This is a genomic window from Pseudomonas sp. 910_23, from assembly GCF_052850795.1.
The window spans coordinates 55,640-73,341 of record NZ_VXCZ01000003.1 but is presented as its reverse complement, the minus strand read 5'-3'; the positions used below and the strand labels follow the sequence as shown (position 1 = coordinate 73,341).

Below are 17,702 nucleotides of genomic sequence, written 5' to 3'. Positions count from 1 at the left end.
GGCGGGGTAGGGCAAGCCTCAGGAGGAGGGCAGGACGCTTGAGGCCAGGTGCGCCGGCAACCGGCGCAAGGTCCACAACGTGGTGAGCATCGCGGCAAGCGCACACAGCGCAATGCCAATCAACATCGGTGCAGGAGTATGGTCGGCGAACACGCCCACCAGGGTCATCGAAACGGCCGCAGTAACCATCTGGATCGCGCCAAGCAAGGCAGACGCAGAGCCTGCCACCGCGCCATGATCTTCCAGCGACAGCACACCTGCCGCCGGCAGCAACAGGCCGAGAAAACCGAACCCGATAAACAGCAGGCCCATCATCAAGGGCAGGCTATCACCCCAGAATGTGGTGGCTGCCAACAGGGCCATGATCGTGGCTACTGCGACCACCGACCAACGAATAAGCGGCGCCAGACCAAACCGTGCGCTCAGGCGTGCGGTCAGTTGGCTCATGGCAAAAAACGAGGCGGCGTTGAGGGCAAAACACAGGCTGAACTGCGTCGGTGTCAGGCCGAAATATTCGATGTATACGAAGGGCGCGCTGCCGATAAATACAAAGAAGGTCGCAAGGCCAAACCCGCACACCACCGATAACCCGGTGAATACCGGGTCGCGCAACAGCGCTCCATAACTGCCGAATGCATTGCCCAGGGTCTTGCCCAAACGGCGTTCGGCCGGGTGGGTTTCCGGTAGTTGCACGATGGTCATGACCAGGCACAGCACGGCGACCACCGCCAGCACAGCAAATACTTCGCGCCAACTCCAGATCGAAATCACCAGGCTGCCGGCCAGCGGCGCGAGGATTGGCGAAACACTCATCACCAGCATCAGCAAAGCCATCAGGCGCGCTGCCTCATGGCCGGTGTACAGGTCGCGCACGATCGCCCGCGGGATCACCATCCCCGCACAGGCACCGAACGCCTGTATGGCACGAAATCCGATCAATACTTCGATCGTCGGCGCCAATGCGCAGCCGATACTGCCAACGGTAAAGATCACCAAACCCGCATAAATCGGCAGTTTGCGCCCGAACACATCGCTGATCGGCCCGTAGAACAACTGGCACACACCAATGACCATGAAGAACACGGTGAGGCTCATCTGCACCGCCGCCGGTGAGGCCCCAAGGCTTGCGCCCAGGGTTGGCAGCGCGGGCAGGTAGATGTCGATGGCAAACGGGCCGACGGCGGTGATCAAGCCCAGCAGCAGGGCGAGATGGGCGATACTTCGAGACATTTGGGAGGTCCGGCTGGAGCAAAGGACGGTCAGCTTAAGTGAAACGCGCAGATCCGCAAACTTAGGCTTCACTAACAAGGAGTTGTTGCCGATACAGCTAGTGAGCACTTGAACGGTTGGATTCCCAACCGATGGTCCTGGCACGGGGATACCAGCATGACGATCAAATTACGCTTGATGCTGTTGATTGGGACCGGATTGCTCACCGCCTTGATCATGAGCCTGGCCAGCTATTTGGGAAATACCCGGATGGGCGATGCGGTACAGGACAATGACGTCAGCATGACCGTGCTGCGTAATCACATGGAGGCCGACATGATGCACGACGCCCTGCGTGCCGACGTGCTATCGGCCATGTTGGTGGGGCTAGGCAAAAGCACCAGCACACCGGCCCAGGTCAACAGCTCGCTCAAGGAACATGCCGAACACTTTCGCCAGGTGCTGGCGGACAACTTCAAGCAACCGTTGGACGATGCAATCAAGGCGAGCCTGGAAAACATCAAGCCCAGCCTGGATACCTATATCAGCGCCGGTGAGCGTATCGTCGCGCTGGCCCTGGACAACCCCGAAGCCGCCCGTGGTGAGCTGGAGACCTTCAATGCCGCGTTCAGTCGGCTGGAAGATCAAATGGCGGCCTTGAGCGAACTGATCGAAAACAAGACTCAACTGACCAGTATCAGTACCCGACAAACCATCAGCCACGCCAATTGGACCCTGGCCGTGGTACTGATCGCCAGCCTGTTACTGCTGCTGGCACAAGGGCGCTGGGTGATCCTGAGCATCATGGGGCCACTGCGTACCGCCAGCCGCATTGCCGACAGCATTGCCCACGGCAACTTGAGCGAACCGATTATCGAGCCCAGAAATCACGATGAAGCCAGTGCGCTGATTCGCAGCCTGGCCACCATGCAGCGGGATTTGCGCGGCATGATTGAAGTGGTTCGCAGCAACGCCCACGGCGTCAATGGCATGAGCGAACAACTGAGCCAGGGTTGCCATGAAGTCGCAGGCAGCAGTCAACAGCAAAGCGCCGCCGCCAGCACCATGGCCGCCGCCGCTAGCGAAATGACTGCCAGCATCGAGGAAATCACTCGCCACGCCCAACGCGCCCTCGACATGGCCAACCAGGCAGAAACCCTGGCCAAGGACGGCGGCCGCGTCATCCACCAGGTTGTCAGCGACATGGATGGCATTGCCCGTTCAGCGCAGCAATCGGCCCAAGTGATCCGCACACTGGACAAGGAGTCCGAGGCGATCTACAGCATTATTCAAGTGATCAAAGGCATCGCCGACCAGACCAACCTGCTGGCCCTGAACGCCGCCATCGAAGCCGCCCGTGCAGGTGAGCAGGGCCGCGGCTTTGCAGTCGTCGCCGATGAAGTGCGCAGCCTGGCCGGACGCACCAGCGCATCCACGCAGGAGATCGCCAGTATGGTCGGGCGCATCCAGCTGAACACCCGGGAAGCGGTGACCAGCATGGAGGAGGGCGTTGCTCAAGTGGACAAGGGCATGGCCGTTACCGCCGAAGTGGAACGCGCCATTCGCGAGATCCTTCAGGCCACGCTCAGCACCACCGAATTGGTCAACGATATTTCCCGCACCATCAGCGAGCAAAGCCTGGCCAGCAATGAAATTGCTCACCAGGTGGAGATGATTGCAGGTATGTCGCAAAACAACAGCCGCGTGATTGGAGACACGGCGTCAACGACGGATGAATTGTCGAGTTTGGCGGGGAAGCTTTCGCAGTCGGTGGATCGGTTCAGATTGTGAACCGATCTATCTATATATAACTCAACTAAATAGTCATTTAGTTTAGTTATAGTCAGTGATTATATAATAAGGGCAGAGCTAGCTCATCCTTCACGCTAGTGCGGGTACGTGCACGATACTCTACATTTGAGCATCATAAAGGGACGGTCTATATGCGGGGAAGGCTTACGTCAGGTCTATGGGTGGCATGTTTCGTGACCAGTGCCACGGCGCTGGCGGATGAACTGCCGCGTAGCGAGCAGATAAAAGCTTTCCGCGCTGCTGGATTTAACCAAGAGACGTCGGAGTGCGAAATCGAGACAACAGGTAGCTACACGCCGGCAACCATGGAGCTGATCAAGGACCTGAACGGCGACGGTCGGCCGGATGCGTTGATTACCGAAGGCAGCACTGACTGTTATGGGCAAGCGGGTACTGGATTTTATCTAGTCAGCCAGCAGACTGACGGTCACTGGAAACTCATGCTCAAAGAAAGCGGCGTCGCTGAGTTTCTCCCTGGCAAAGGCAGTAATGGTTGGCCTGATGTCGAGGTCGGCGGCCCGGGCTCTTGTTTCCCAGTACTGCGTTATGACGGGCAACGTTATCGATTTCACCACAGCGTTGGTGAACAGTGTGCTGACTCGCCGTAAATGCCCGGTGGCCCAAGGGTCAAACGGAGGCAGGTCAGCGAGGGCAACGATGGCTGCTTATGAATCTGGCGCGCGGTGGTCTAGGTCGCTTAGTGAAATGCGCCGAACAGAGCCCCTGAAGGATGGTTCAATGGTTCGCATAATGTATATTATGTTAAACGACAGGCTATGTTGGAAATGTTCATGAGCCACGTAAGCCTAGGTAACCATCAGAAATGAGAGCAAATGCATTAGAATCGAGAATTTTTGAAGAGCATGCTCAGGCCTTGCTTCGGAACAGATCTGATAAACAGAACAGGTTTCTGGGCCGCGTCCTGTTAGACGGATGCGAACTAGAACCGGTTGGAAGGCTCGCCGGTTGATCCACGCATCTAGGGATAACGCTTCAGTATGAAATACCATGGATCTTTTGACCCTCACCAAGTCAATGGATGTTTTCAAACACGCAACCAAGGACCGCTGATGGTGGGCGATGTTGGCTATTTGTCGGGTTTTGGTGGCTTCACTTCGGGCATGGCTAACGTGTTCTGCACAGGAATCCGTTGCGCAGCATAAAGCCGGATTGATTTCGTCCAAGCACTCACGCATGGGGGGCCTTAGCCTAAGGAACCGAGTAGCATGATCTCTGTGTGGCCGATACGGCACGTCGACTAACTGTAGGTCAAGACATCATGGGAAGCACTCGCCAAGCGTGAGCACCTAATTACGGCAGCACGATGACTAAGAGGGCCTAAACATGACCATGCCGATTGAGCGTACCCGGGCAGTCATCCAAACGGGGGAGTTTCTGCTCGAGCTCTCCCGAGACTTATCGATGCCAGAAAGGGTACGCAGTGACGCCAAATTCCTCCTGCGTCACTATCCATCTCAGTTTCAGGTGCTTCTGGCAGGACGGATTGAAGAAGCGTCAGATACTGACGTGTCCCCGATGGGCCCAGTCTTCAGCTCCGCAATCGATAGCAGCTACAACACCCCGTTCGTTTGCGCTGCAGCCGACAAAGCTTCCAGATGACATGCCGGTATCGCGCCATCAAAGCCGTGACTGCCGCTCGAAAGGTTGTTTTTTTACCGGCGCCGGTATGTCTGCTGAAAGTGGAATTCCGACTTTCCGCGACAAGCTCACAGGCCTTTGAGAAAGGTACGATCCTGAGCGGTTGGGAACGGCCCAGGCTTTCCGAACATCCTCTCGCTATTTCTGTTGGCTCTGCCGAGAAGCTATCTCGGGTTGCTCAAGCGTTCGAAATATCCTGATGATGCCTGAACCCGTAGGCGCGACTGGATGCTCATCCCACCATGCAGCTATCAACTGACAGATGAACTCAGGATTAACGTTTAACCTTCAAAAGAACAGCAACACCGAGGACAGCGGAAAGAATAGAGCCCATAAGCACTCCAACTTTCACCTCATCGACCAAATGCGGGTTATCCGGGAAGGCGAGCGCTCCGATGAACAGGCTCATTGTGAACCCAATGCCGCACAGCAGCGCTACACCGTACAGCTGAGACCAATTACATTGCTCAGGCAGCTTGGCCAGCCCTGCGCGAATCGCCAGCGCAGCCAAACCAAACACACCAATTTGCTTGCCTAGCAATAGCCCAAGCGTTACCCCCAGAGGTACCTGGTCGATCAGGTTATTGGGAGATATACCGGCAAGAGACACTCCAGCATTGGCAAAACCGAAAATGGGCACAACAGCGAAAGCGACCCACGGATGCAGCTTTCCTTCCAGGTGGATCAGCGGTGATTTGCGCTCGCTGCTCGCCGCCCGCATCGGAATGCACAGTGCGAGAATGACACCGGCCAAGGTCGCGTGGATACCCGACTGAAGCATAAAGAACCACAGCAGACCGCCCGCTATCAGGTAAGGCCAGAGCCTGGTCACACCGAATCGGTTGAGCATCACCAGGAACACAATAACGCCCAGTGAGGCCAGCAACATACTGATCGACAAGCCGCTGGTGTAAAACAGAGCGATGATGAGCACGGCACCTAGGTCATCAAGAATCGCAAGCGCAGACAGAAAGATTTTCAACGAGATGGGCACACGTTTACCTAGCAGCGACAGTACGCCCAAGGCAAACGCAATATCGGTCGCAGCCGGAATAGCCCACCCTCCCAAGGTTTCGGCGTTACCCCAGTTGACCGCAATATAGATCAAAGCAGGTACAAGCATACCGCCTAACGCGGCGAATCCTGGAAGAGCGCGCTGGCTCCAGCTCGATAACTGGCCGACCAACATTTCGCGCTTGATCTCCAACCCCACCAGCATGAAAAAGACCGCCATCAGTCCATCATTGATCCAGTGCTCAATCGAGAGGCCAACGACTTTTACATGCAGTGACAAGAAGTAAATGTCTGCCAACGGAGAGTTAGCAACGAGTAGTGCTATCAAAGCAGCGGCCATGAGTATCAGGCCACCAGCTGATTCCGCGGCCAGGAAACGGGAGAAAAAAGCACGCGTGGCGGGAGATTCACGATGGCCGTGGGTTTTATCCGGACGTGAGGATTTCAAGCTCATAGGCGCAGTCACTCCGCGCGGCGGCCCGACCTGCGCTGAATTAAACCTGCCCTCCCGCGTTTTGCGGTGACACCCGCGGGTATTCTACATGATAGGTTCCTGCAAGACCGCCTATCGGTTGTACGAGTGCGCTACGGCCGGTTATTATCCAGTGGTCTGTATACGACACGCCGAAGGACTTACCTTGCCACGCTCGAACTGGCTGCCTACGCCGCCATAGCGCTCCGCCTCCTCGCACGCCCCTGACCGCCTCCTAGCTGCGGTCGCGTTTTTTTGCGCCTGCTTTTTTGGCCGCGGCCATTCCACAACTCAATTGAAGACACAAGCACACACGGCTCAGTGCTAACCGCTGCGCGGGACGTGGTGCCTGCCATGGGTAAATAAATGTTCCAAAAAATCAAAGTTGCTTGGCTGTCAAATATCCGAGCCGATGTCCTCGCGGGCCTCGTTGTTGCACTGGCGCTTATTCCAGAGGCTATTGCCTTTTCTATTATTGCCGGCGTCGACCCCAAGGTTGGCCTTTATGCCTCTTTCTGTATCTGCACTGTGATCTCGTTTGTTGGGGGGCGTGCGGCGATGATCTCGGCGGCCACCGGCGCCATGGCATTGCTCATGGTCAACCTGGTCAAGGATCATGGCCTTCAGTACCTCCTCGCCGCCTCGCTGACGTGCGGCGTACTTCAAATAATCGCGGGCTATCTGCGGCTGGGCGAGCTGATGCGCTTCGTATCGCGATCAGTCGTCACGGGATTCGTTAACGCCTTGGCGATCCTGATTTTCATGGCGCAGCTGCCAGAACTCACCGGGGTAACCTGGCCCGTTTACGCCATGACTGCTGGCGGACTGGCGATTATTTACCTGTTCCCAAGGCTGCCGGGCGTAGGAAAACTGCTCCCCTCGCCGCTCGTATGCATCATCGTGCTGACGGCGATTTCAATCTACATGGGCCTGAATATACATACGGTGGGCGACATGGGCTCGCTGCCTGATAGTCTGCCGATATTCTTGTGGCCAAGCGTGCCACTAAACCTTGAAACACTGATGATCGTACTGCCGTACTCTGCCGCGCTGGCAGTGGTCGGTTTGCTGGAGTCGATGATGACGGCAACCATCGTCGACGACCTGACAGACACGAGCAGCGACAAGAATCGTGAATGCAAAGGCCAGGGCATCGCCAACATCACCAGCAGTCTCATTGGCGGCATGGCGGGCTGCGCGATGATCGGGCAGTCGATGATCAACGTTAAATCTGGCGGACGAACCCGCTTGTCTACGCTGAGTGCAGGAGCTTCACTGCTGATCATGATGATCTTCATGGGCGACTGGCTCGCCCGCATACCGATGGCCGCGTTAGTCGCCGTGATGATCATGGTCTCCATCAGCACCTTCAGTTGGGACTCCATCCGCAATCTCAAAGACTATCCGCTCTCAACGAACATCGTGATGTTGGTCACGGTGGTCGTGGTCGTCGCGACCCATAACCTGGCCTACGGCGTTGTCGCAGGCACCTTGCTGGCCGCCATGTTCTTCGCCAACAAGATCGGACATTACCTGGAGGTCACTTCTCAGCATGAACCCGCACATGCCCATCGCACTTACTACGTCACAGGCCAGGTGTTTTTTGGCTCAGCAGACAGGTTCACTCGTTCGTTCGATCTTAAGGAACGACTGGAGACCTTGACCATCGATCTTCGAGAGGCCCACTTTTGGGATATAACTTCAGTCGCTGCGCTCGACAAGGTAGTGCTGAAGCTGCGCCGAGAAGGGGTTCACGTAGATGTCATCGGGATGAACCAAGCTACGTCCACGATCGTGGATCGCTTTGGCGTTCACGACAAACCCGATGGCATAAATAAGTTGATGGGGCATTAATCTGGTCCGCGCAAACCTATTCATTGCACTCAATGGAATAGATTGCTGCCCACAAAGACGTCATGTGACGGTGACATATTCGATCGAAGGGCTATGCAACCAGCAGGTTTTGCCGGTTTTGTTCTCAAAGCTTGTTAGGATAAAGGCACTTACATCTCGTTTTGCCATAGGAACAGCGGGGATAATGACAACTGCACGTTAAGACGTGCCAACAACAAGGAGATTCTCATGGTTGAAAAGCCTACGGATGCTCGGCCTAACACCCCTCACGTCCCCAGTGAGGACGGTATTCCTGCTCCTAGTGGAGCTGCCAACCTGATCGACACTGACTACGTCATCGGTCAAGACAATATCAAGGGAGAGTTTTCGTTCTCGCTCGATATCCACGGCAAAGTATTTATCATTTCAGCCGCCACAATTTTACTGTTCGTGATTTTGACTTTGGCACTGCAGAATGAAGTAGAACCCCTCTTCAGCGCCATCCGGAACTGGTTAACTAGTCACCTCGCCTGGCTCTTCATGAGCATTGCGAACGTTTTTGTGGTGCTGTGTATTGCGCTGATTTTCTCCCCGTTGGGAAAGGTGCGTTTGGGCGGCAGAGATGCCAAACCAGACCACTCTTACGTCGGATGGTTTTCAATGCTGTTTGCCGCGGGCATGGGCATTGGCTTGATGTTTTATGGCGTCGCCGAACCCATGTCGCATTACGCGGCGTCCATGGGAGGCGTGACAGTCGATGCGAGCGGCGTGCGTACGGACTGGGCGCCGTTGGGCGGTGCAGCAGGCGATATGAAAGCATCCGCCGACTTGGCAATGGCCGCTACGATCTTTCACTGGGGACTTCATCCCTGGGCGATCTATGCGATTGTGGCGTTGTCCCTGGCGTTGTTTTCTTACAACAAGGGCTTACCGCTTTCGATACGCTCGATTTTCTATCCACTGTTGGGTGAGCGCGTTTGGGGCTGGCCGGGACATATCATCGATATCCTGGCGGTATTCGCCACGCTATTCGGGTTGGCAACCTCACTGGGCATTGGTGCAGAACAGGCTGCCGCGGGGATTGAATATCTCTTCGGGATACAATCGACGAATCTCAGTAAAGTCGTGCTGATCGTTGGCATTACCTTGATCGCGCTGTGGTCAGTCCTTTCCGGTTTGGACAAGGGTGTCAAAATGCTTTCCCAGATCAATATGGGACTCGCATTGCTCTTACTGGTGTTTATCATCGTCGTGGGACCGACCTTGGCCATCTTCACAGGGTTCTTCAAGAACCTGGTGACGTATGTTGAATACCTGCCGGCACTGTCGAATCCATTCGGCCGCACTGACACCCAATTCACCCAAGGCTGGACGGCCTTCTACTGGGCGTGGTGGATCAGTTGGTCGCCGTTTGTAGGCATGTTTATCGCGCGCGTCAGTCGTGGTCGAACGGTCAGAGAGTTTCTGATCTCGGTCTTGCTCGTTCCCTCAGTGGTGTCTGTGCTGTGGATGACAACGTTCGGCGGAACGGCCATTGACCAAACGACCTTACAGGGCCTGGTGGGCGTCAAGGACGCTGTGCTGGAGCTGAAGTTGTTCGCCATGCTGGGAGAGCTGCCGCTTAAAGAGATCACCTCCTTCCTGGGCATCGTTCTGGTCATTGTGTTTTTTATTACCTCCTCGGACTCAGGCTCCTTGGTAATCGACACGATCACCGCCGGCGGCAAGGTGGATGCGCCTGTGCCTCAGCGTGTATTCTGGGCAGTCATCGAGGGCGTGATTGCGATTGCCCTTCTGTTGGGTGGGGGGCTGGTGGCACTGCAGGCAATGGCAGTATCCACAGGTTTACCTTTCGCAATCGTCCTGATGCTCGGGTGTATATCGCTGGTGAAAGGACTGATGTCGGAGCCTCGTTAGCGAATCGGGCTTTCGCTGTCAGCGCACAGCAAACAACCCCTGACGCCATCGCCTGGAGCGATGGCGTCAGCCTGAGCGGCCGACATTTACGACGAAAAAACCCTCTCCGTAAGAATTTGGTACATGCCTGCATGACCGTTCACGTTCCGGTTTCCAGCAGAGTTCCATATTAGAAACTCAAACGTAGAAAAGCACTGTCGCACTGGATATCAGCAAATGCATCACCGGATGCGCGCAGGCGACTTAGCAGAGCAGTTAAAAGCGAGAGGCCTGATTAAGTTTATTAACGTCAGGTCGATAGTCTAGATACCTAGATCATTCCCTCGCAGTCAGGAAGCTCGCATGCACCTTAGAAATCTCAACGTAGCTCCACGCGCTTCCTTGTTTTTTGCGTCAATCATTCTGTTGGTCTTTGTGCTCGGCGCAGTTGCTGCTGTGCAGATGGGCAAGCTGCGGGACGCCGAAAAAGATGTAGAAACCAATTGGCTTCCAAGTGTCCGACAAACGGCACTGATGAACGTTGGAGTAATGCGGCTCAGACTTGAAACTCAACGTGCACTTGCTGACCCTCAAGCACTTCAATCGACGGTTGCGTCCTTCGCAGGTTACCGGAAGACTTTCGCGGATGCGGTTCTGAATTATGAACCGCTAATCGCTAACAACGACGAACGCACGCGTTATCTAGTAGTGAAAGCATCCGCCGATGCGTATGCCAAACAGCTGGATATCCTAGAACCTTTGATGGCGCGCGGTGACATACCTGCCGCTGTCAACCTGGTGAGTACAGGTATCCGGCCGTTGACTAATAGGATGGAGGGTGAAATCAAAGCCCTGACTGACTTCAATAACGACGGCGCCACAGCGGCTGGGCAATACGCAACCAATACTTACTCCGACGGTATCTGGGTAATCATTGGCCTTATTTCAGTTGTCGTAGTCCTAACTGTTGCGTTGGCAACACTTCTGACCAAGAGCATTACGACCCCAATCGGTGCAGCGTTATCTGTGGCAGAACGCATCGCCGGCAGTGATCTCTCCAAAGAAGTGCACGTCAGCGGGAAGGATGAAGCCGGACGCCTGTTAAAAGCGCTGGCCCAAATGCAAGAGAACCTTCGCAGAACCATCATGCAAATCGGCGACTCATCTACACAGCTGGCCTCAGCCGCCGAAGAAATGACAGCGGTCACTGAGGAATCCAGTCGAGGTCTCATCTCCCAAAATGATGAGGTCAACCAAGCTGCCACTGCGGTAACTGAGATGAGTGCGGCGGTTGATGAGGTGGCCCGTAATGCGGAGTCGGCCTCGGAAGAGTCGCGTCGCACCCAGGGCTTTACTGAGACCGGTTTAGAGCGAGTCTCTCAAACGTTGACGTCGATTCAAAAACTCAGCGGCAATGTTGAAGCCACGAGTGACAAGATTCAGGTTTTGTCACAGCGGGCTCAAAGCATCAACAAAGTCGTCGAAGTGATTCGTGCAATCGCAGAGCAAACTAACCTTCTGGCGTTGAACGCAGCGATTGAAGCTGCCAGGGCTGGTGAGCAAGGCCGCGGCTTTGCAGTCGTTGCTGACGAGGTCAGGGCGTTGGCGCACAGAACGCAGTCTTCCACTCAAGAGATCGAACAGATGATCTCCGCAATGCAGAGCGATTCAGCTGAAGCAGTCGAAGCCATGAGTAAAAGCAAAGAGCTAGCAACCCAATCCCTCGATGTGGCACAGGAGGCCAGCAGTTCACTGGATCAGATCGCCAAGGCCATTACGCAGATTAATGAGCGAAATATGTTGATCGCAACTGCGTCTGAAGAACAGGCCCATGTTGCCCGAGAAGTTGATCGTAATCTCGTCAGCATTCGAGAGCTTGCCGTGCAAAGTTCTGCAGGCGCCAGTCAAACAGCCAGCGCATGCGGGGAAATGTCAAAGCTGGCGGTTGATCTTAATAAGATGGTGAATCGCTTCGTTGTTTGAAAAAAATGACGCAGTACACGCGATGTGTGCCTGGCGCGATGAGGGCTCTCAAACGGATCATGAGACACGCTGAGTGCTTGACCGGAAGTCTTTTGAAAGCTCAATGGCCGAGGTAATGGCAGCCCGCGCTTGCGGGCTATTCCTCCCGCACATCGATCCGGTTACGGCCGATGCCTGAGCCAGGATGTCACAAGCATTCACCATACTGACCGCTAGTGAGTCAATGCCTACAGGAATATCGGTCGGACAGGCGCTAACGTTTCACTATCAAGCGGTGACTCAGTTCCATAACTCGCCAACAGGCGTTGACGCTGAGTAATAAGTCGCTACCTGCGCCTGCAACAGTTCTGCGGTTGCCAGGGCATCGGTTAATGCATGGTGAGCGTGATAAGCCGGAAGACCAAGGCGCGCCCGGCTATCCGCCAGCCTTATGGACGGTTGTGAGCGCCCCATAAGTCGGGCGAACCATCCACGTTTTTGCCGATGTAGTCGGGCTTCCAGTTGCATCGTATCAATGACAGGGAACTCAAACCCCTCCCCTAAATGCCTACGCACTGCCTGATCCAAAAAGGCTCGCTCAATATTCCGATAATGGACGACCATCACCTTGCCTGCCATGGCCTCCAGCAATGGGGCCAGTACCTGCTCAAAGGTGGGAGCATCTGAAATTTCAGCATGGGTTATGTGATGAAACGTCACCGACTTTTCATTCAGCTCGGACGCTGGTTTTATCACCCAGTAAAGCGAACTCCCACAATAAATGCGCTGCAGCGTGAACGGCATTACCCCGATGCTCACAATACTGTCAGCCTGTGCATCAAGGCCGGTGGTTTCCACGTCCATGGCCAGCAGTTGCAAGCTGTCAATGGAGGTCTGTGCCGAGACCGCGCCGGCTTGATAGAACTGTCGCAAGCGACTGTTAACGGCATTGTCTGCCAGGGTGTCGAACCTGGAAGACCACTCCAGCACTTTATGATTGGGCTGCGCTTTCACGTGTTTCATGACGACAGGCGACCCTTTGACGGATAACGGAAGCGCAAGAAATTCTGGCCATTACTCAAGACCTGAAACGCCTCTTTGAGATTATGTCGTTCACTGTTGGAAAAGCGTTCCGGCTCAACATAATTATTGAGCGCCGCTCCCTGCTCCAGTGCGTCAACCTGATGCCGAATTCGCACCATCGACAGGAACTCCAGCGCGTATCGGAGTTGCTTTAATGCTTCAGGCGGAATGACGTTGCTCTTCGCGATGGCGTCCATACGATCAAATGAATTCTGCGCGGTACTGCCACACGCGAGCGCGTGGATGCGGATCAGGTCTGTCAGCGGTGCAGTACCTCGCCCCTTCAGGTTGATGATCCGTTTGTGCTGTCCGTCTGTCTCAACCACAAAGGTCCGGAAAAAGCCCAATGGCGGCGTCCGGTTAAGGGCAATTCGAGCCATGGCACTTAGAAAAAGAGGATGTGCGCTGGATTTTCGAGCACACAGAACTTTCAGTTCCTGAACAAGCTCGAGCTCGCCAAACACACCATCCAGATCGAAAAAAATACAACTATTGAGCAACGTCTTGGGGTTTGGCTTTTCGATCCACTGATCAAAATAACTTCGCCATACCTTCAACGGCTGACGCCATTGATCGTTCGTCGCCATGATTCCGCCTTTGCAATAGCTGTAACCGCATGCGGCCAGGCCATCACTCACAAACGTCGCCAACGCTCGGAAGTAAGCATCGTGCTGGATTGGATCGAAGCGGTCGTCGAGCACCAGAGCATTATCCTGGTCCGTCACCAACAACTGCTCATCACGCGCCATGGAACCCAACACCATAAAGCAGTAAGGCACCGGAGGCGGCCCCAGTTTTTTCTCTGCGAGCTCCAGCAAACGCTGGGTAAAGGCCCGGCCAATACCGGAAATCGCGCTACCAATCATGTGCGCCGTCGCGCCGTCACGCACCATGCGAATGTAGGTTCCGCGCAGGTCACGCAAAAGCGATTTAAGGCCGTCGACCGAAGTCTGGTTAGAAATTCTGTTTACCAGATACAAACTGCTGTGTGACTCGTAGCGGATGATATCCGACAGGTTGATCAGCCCAATCGGATGGCCATGATGGACCACCGGCAGATGGTGAATATTACGGCGCAACATCACCAGCATTGCTTCAAACACTGAGTCGTCTGCGCCTATCGTTACTGGCTCGGCCGTCATGATGTCTCGGGCAGCCGTTTCGTCAGCGTTTCGGCCGTCCGCGACAACGCGTGTGCGAAGGTCCCGATCCGTCACGATCCCTTGGATTTCAGCCGCCTGCAAGCCCGCTGATGACATCACTAGAACGCAAGAAACGCTTTGTTCTGTCATGATTTTTGCCGCGTCGCCGACGCAGGTATCCGACGTGACCCACACCAAGGGCCGAGAGATAAGGCCTCGGCATTTGAGCTGAATAAGCTCACTGGCACGCCCCTGCGCCTCAACGGCAGTCTTGAGCCTGGAGTGCCCCTCAGCTTCAACGAAGTCGGCGAAAGCATCATGCTGCGCGCAAAGGTCAGCGAACACGTCGGCGGGTATGTAATAGATCAGGCTATCTTCCAAGGCCCGGGCGGGAAAACGCACCTTGTTACTGCGCAACAAACCGGCCTGACCGAAGAGGTCGCCTTCGACAAGTCGGTTGTAGAGCTCGCCATTGCGCCGGTAAATCTCCACCGCACCGCTACGCACATAGTGCAAGTCATGAATGATCGCGCCCGCTTCAAGGATGTCGCTGCCGGCCTTGAAATAACTCACTTCTACCCGCCGAGCGATGGCGTCTACCGATTCCTTTGGCAGCGTATCAAATGGAGCAAAACGATAGAGGTGGTCGCTGATCTCCTGTAACTCGATTTGCATGAAACCTCGAAATGCTGAAAAGAATTAAAGTTACGAGCGCCCTACATCGCAAAGGGCAGTGGCCTTTCTGTGTCGCCCACCACATCACATCCCGATACGAGGATCAAGCGCCACGTCTGATCTACGCTATGAGTGGCAACAACTGCTGCGTAACGGCGGGCCGTCATATTTATAATCCCGGCAGGCGCGGCATTCACTGAATGCACAGCGCTGGCGGCGGTTATTTCTGAACGGTCAGAAGCATTTGCGATCTGCATTGCCGAGGGTGCTTTCCTCATCCTGTGTTATTGGAGCGGGTCAATGCTGGACATTATTGCGATCTTCCTTTGCATCACGGCAGTACTTGCCTATCTCAATCGGCGCTACGTCGGCCTGCCATCCGCCATCGGTGTGATGGGCATTGCCTTGGGCCTGTCACTGTTGAATATGGCATTTGATGCGCTGGGCTTTCATGCCTTGCATACCCTTGAGCAGTCGCTGGTGGAGTCCATCGACTTTTCCGAACTGCTGATGCAAGGCATGTTGTCATTGCTGCTCTTTGCTGGGGCGTTGCATGTGGACCTATCGGAGTTGCGGGCCTACAAATGGCAGGTTGCATCCTTGGCGGTGGTAGGGACAACGCTCTCAACATTGTTCATCGGCTTCGGGCTCTGGGCGTTGTTGTCCCTCACAGAACTGCAGCTACCGTTGTCTTATTGCCTGGTGTTTGGCGCGCTGATCTCCCCCACCGACCCCATCGCCGTGATGGGTATTTTGAAATCTGCCGGCGCGCCCCATAGCGTGGAACTGGTCATTTCCGGTGAGTCACTGTTCAACGACGGCGTGAGTGTCGTGCTGTTTTCGCTGATCGTCGCAATGATCGCCAGCGGGGAGACACCGTCGGTTATCGGTGCATCGCATCTGTTACTCAAGGAAGCCGGAGGCGGTGCTCTGTTAGGCGCCTGCGTGGGCTATATCACTTACAGAATGCTCAAGAGTATCGATAGCTATCAGGAGGAAGTGCTCATCACCCTGGCCGCGGTTCTCGGCGCCTATGCACTCGCCACTCAGTTCCATGTTTCCGGCCCATTGGCGATGGTGGTGATGGGACTGATTGTGGGTAACCAAGGGCGTTCCCATGCGATGTCCGAGCAGACTGAAAAAAACCTGGACATGTTCTGGGAACTGATCGATGAAATACTCAATGCGGTGCTGTTTGTATTGATCGGGTTGGAAGTCGTTCTGATCCAGTTCTCCAACCCATTGCTCACCACGGGCCTGCTGGTCATATTGCTGACCTTGTTATCACGATTGTTGACTGTAGGGGTTCCCATCGCGGTATTGGGTAAACGCTTCCGCCTACCGGAAGGTGCCTGGAGTGTGATGACCTGGGGCGGCCTGCGTGGCGGGATATCGGTGGCATTGGCGTTGTCGCTGCCCTCAGGGGCGGCTCGCGATATCGTGGTTTCCATGACGTACCTGGTGGTCGTTTTTTCTATCCTGATCCAAGGCATGTCGATCGGTAAATTGGTCAAGCGAGTCATTCCGTGTGCGGCAACCAAAGACGAGGGATGAACCCTCGGCCCGACAAAACACTCCATTAAGGATAATCAACTCACCGCTTTCGTTTCCCTGAATCCTTGCGGTGGGTCCCATCGTGTTATTTGCAGAAGGTATAAAAAATGCTCGCACGCTGGCGCTGGGTGCTACACCAAATGACCAAACGGCTGTGGTTCAGGGCGAGCTTGTTTTCCGTGCTGGGTATTGCGACCGCGTTACTCGCCGTTTTCTTCAAGGACTACATTCCCGAGTCGTTGCCCGCCCGCATTGGTGCCGACGCCGTAGATAAGATATTGGGCATCATTGCCTCAAGCATGCTCGCGGTGACGACCTTTTCGTTAAGCACCATGGTCAGCGCCTATGGTGCGGCGAGCAGCGGTGTGACGCCCCGTGCCACCACCCTGGTGATGGAAGACACCACGACACAAAATGCCCTGGCCACCTTTATCGGCTCCTTCCTGTTCAGCCTAGTTGGGATCATTGCGCTGAGTACCGGCGCCTACGGTAAACAAGGGAGGGTTTTGCTATTCGCGGTAACCATTGTCGTGGTCATTCTGATTGTCTACACGCTGCTGCGCTGGATCGATCATTTGTCCAAGCTTGGGCGGGTGGGAGAAACTATTGACCGTGTCGAGCAGGCAGCCATTGATGCCATTAACAATCGAGTCCAATGGCCGCATTTGGGGGCAGCCGCCTACCCTTGCGAGTCAGTGATCCCCAGTTCTGCGCTGATCATCACAAGCCTTCACACGGGGTACGTCCAGCACATTGACGTTCAGGCGTTAGGCGCGATCGCCAACACAGACGAGATACAGATATTTATGGACGTCTTGCCGGGAAGCTTTGTGCATATCGGCATGCCGCTCGCAAGAACCGTTAGCTTGAGCAAGGCACGCGGGGAGGAACTGGCGTCGAGCAACGAAAAAATCATTGCTACCCTGGCTATCGGCGTGCGTCGAACGTTCGAACACGACCCCCGGTTCGGCTTGTCAGTGTTGTCGGAGATCGCCTCCCGCGCCTTGTCGCCGGCCGTCAATGACCCCGGCACCGCCATTGACGTCATTGGGCGCGGCGTCAGAAGCCTGACATGTTGGGGTACACCTAAAGAACCCGCCGCGAAAATCGACGCTGACTGCCAGCACGTTTACCTGCGCGGTTTGACCGTGGATGACCTGTTCGATGACTTCTTCGCACCGATTGCCAGAGATGGCGCGGGTCTAGTGGAAGTCGACCTGCGCATGATGAAGGCCCTTGTAAGCCTGGCACAGATAAATCCGGCGATGTTCAGGGGGGCCTGTACCCGGCACGCAGAACTGCTGCTCAAGCACGCGAACACTGCACTTGTACTCGAAGAGGACCGGCACAAGCTCAGAGCAGCGGCGCGACCGCTGCTGCACTGACCCAAT

Annotated in this window: 12 protein-coding genes and 3 pseudogenes; 10 read left to right on the top strand and 5 right to left on the bottom strand. The window is 55.2% G+C overall.

From position 1 onward, the window contains the following. Positions 1-18 precede the first annotated feature (18 nt). On the bottom strand, positions 19-1,230 hold the full coding sequence (locus FW800_RS04315; protein ID WP_446437051.1) for a multidrug effflux MFS transporter: 1,212 nt from the start codon (positions 1,228-1,230) through the stop codon (positions 19-21). Positions 1,231-1,386: 156 nt separating this feature from the next. Here FW800_RS04315 and FW800_RS04310 point away from each other — a divergent pair. The 5 genes and pseudogenes from FW800_RS04310 to FW800_RS04290 form a co-directional block, all read left to right on the top strand. Next, positions 1,387-2,142 (top strand): annotated as a pseudogene (locus tag FW800_RS04310) (HAMP domain-containing protein); the annotation flags it as partial. Continuing rightward, positions 2,137-3,000 carry a methyl-accepting chemotaxis protein gene (locus tag FW800_RS04305; protein WP_410457907.1) on the top strand — a complete coding sequence of 288 codons (864 nt, stop codon included), beginning with the start codon at positions 2,137-2,139 and terminating at the stop codon, positions 2,998-3,000. The pseudogene FW800_RS04310 and the gene FW800_RS04305, both read left to right, overlap by 6 nt. Positions 3,001-3,194: 194 nt before the next feature. Next, positions 3,195-3,629: a hypothetical protein gene (locus FW800_RS04300; RefSeq protein WP_446437050.1), complete on the top strand. Its 435-nt coding sequence runs from the start codon at positions 3,195-3,197 to the stop codon at positions 3,627-3,629. Positions 3,630-4,365: 736 nt separating this feature from the next. After that, on the top strand, positions 4,366-4,641 hold the full coding sequence (locus FW800_RS04295; protein WP_446437049.1) for a BPSL0761 family protein: 276 nt from the start codon (positions 4,366-4,368) through the stop codon (positions 4,639-4,641). 1 nt (position 4,642) lies between these two features. Beyond that, positions 4,643-4,759 (top strand): annotated as a pseudogene (locus FW800_RS04290) (hypothetical protein); the annotation flags it as partial. Between the two features lie 195 nt (positions 4,760-4,954). Here the strand turns inward: FW800_RS04290 and nhaA are convergent. Beyond that, the gene (gene nhaA, locus FW800_RS04285; RefSeq protein WP_446437048.1) at positions 4,955-6,148 is read right to left on the bottom strand and encodes a Na+/H+ antiporter NhaA; all 1,194 of its coding nucleotides are present in this window, start codon (positions 6,146-6,148) and stop codon (positions 4,955-4,957) included. A gap of 384 nt (positions 6,149-6,532) precedes the next feature. On the opposite strand from nhaA, the gene FW800_RS04280 reads away from it, so the two are divergent. The 3 genes from FW800_RS04280 (at position 6,533) to FW800_RS04270 (ending at position 11,878) form a co-directional block, all read left to right on the top strand. Next, positions 6,533-8,020, top strand: a complete 1,488-nt coding sequence (locus FW800_RS04280) for a SulP family inorganic anion transporter (RefSeq protein ID WP_446437047.1) — start codon at positions 6,533-6,535, stop codon at positions 8,018-8,020. 228 nt (positions 8,021-8,248) lie between these two features. Beyond that, positions 8,249-9,916 (top strand): BCCT family transporter, encoded by a 1,668-nt coding sequence (locus tag FW800_RS04275; protein ID WP_446437046.1) that lies wholly within the window; start codon positions 8,249-8,251, stop codon positions 9,914-9,916. Between the two features lie 342 nt (positions 9,917-10,258). Next, on the top strand, positions 10,259-11,878 hold the full coding sequence (locus tag FW800_RS04270) for a methyl-accepting chemotaxis protein (RefSeq protein WP_446437045.1): 1,620 nt from the start codon (positions 10,259-10,261) through the stop codon (positions 11,876-11,878). Positions 11,879-11,935: 57 nt separating this feature from the next. Here FW800_RS04270 and FW800_RS04265 read toward each other — a convergent pair. The 3 genes and pseudogenes from FW800_RS04265 to FW800_RS04255 all read right to left on the bottom strand — a co-directional run. Beyond that, positions 11,936-12,109, bottom strand: a pseudogene (locus FW800_RS04265) (helix-hairpin-helix domain-containing protein); the annotation flags it as partial. 48 nt (positions 12,110-12,157) lie between these two features. Further along, the gene (locus tag FW800_RS04260) at positions 12,158-12,880 is read right to left on the bottom strand and encodes a 3'-5' exonuclease (protein ID WP_446437044.1); all 723 of its coding nucleotides are present in this window, start codon (positions 12,878-12,880) and stop codon (positions 12,158-12,160) included. Beyond that, positions 12,877-14,757 carry a DUF294 nucleotidyltransferase-like domain-containing protein gene (locus tag FW800_RS04255; protein WP_446437043.1) on the bottom strand — a complete coding sequence of 627 codons (1,881 nt, stop codon included), beginning with the start codon at positions 14,755-14,757 and terminating at the stop codon, positions 12,877-12,879. The genes FW800_RS04260 and FW800_RS04255 overlap by 4 nt, the downstream gene beginning before the upstream one ends. Positions 14,758-15,057: 300 nt before the next feature. On the opposite strand from FW800_RS04255, the gene FW800_RS04250 reads away from it, so the two are divergent. Together FW800_RS04250 and FW800_RS04245 are read left to right on the top strand one after the other, a co-directional pair. Beyond that, positions 15,058-16,311, top strand: coding sequence for a cation:proton antiporter (locus FW800_RS04250; RefSeq protein ID WP_446437042.1), 1,254 nt, complete (start codon positions 15,058-15,060; stop codon positions 16,309-16,311). Positions 16,312-16,418: 107 nt separating this feature from the next. Beyond that, positions 16,419-17,696 (top strand): DUF2254 domain-containing protein, encoded by a 1,278-nt coding sequence (locus FW800_RS04245; protein ID WP_446437041.1) that lies wholly within the window; start codon positions 16,419-16,421, stop codon positions 17,694-17,696. Positions 17,697-17,702: the final 6 nt, after the last annotated feature.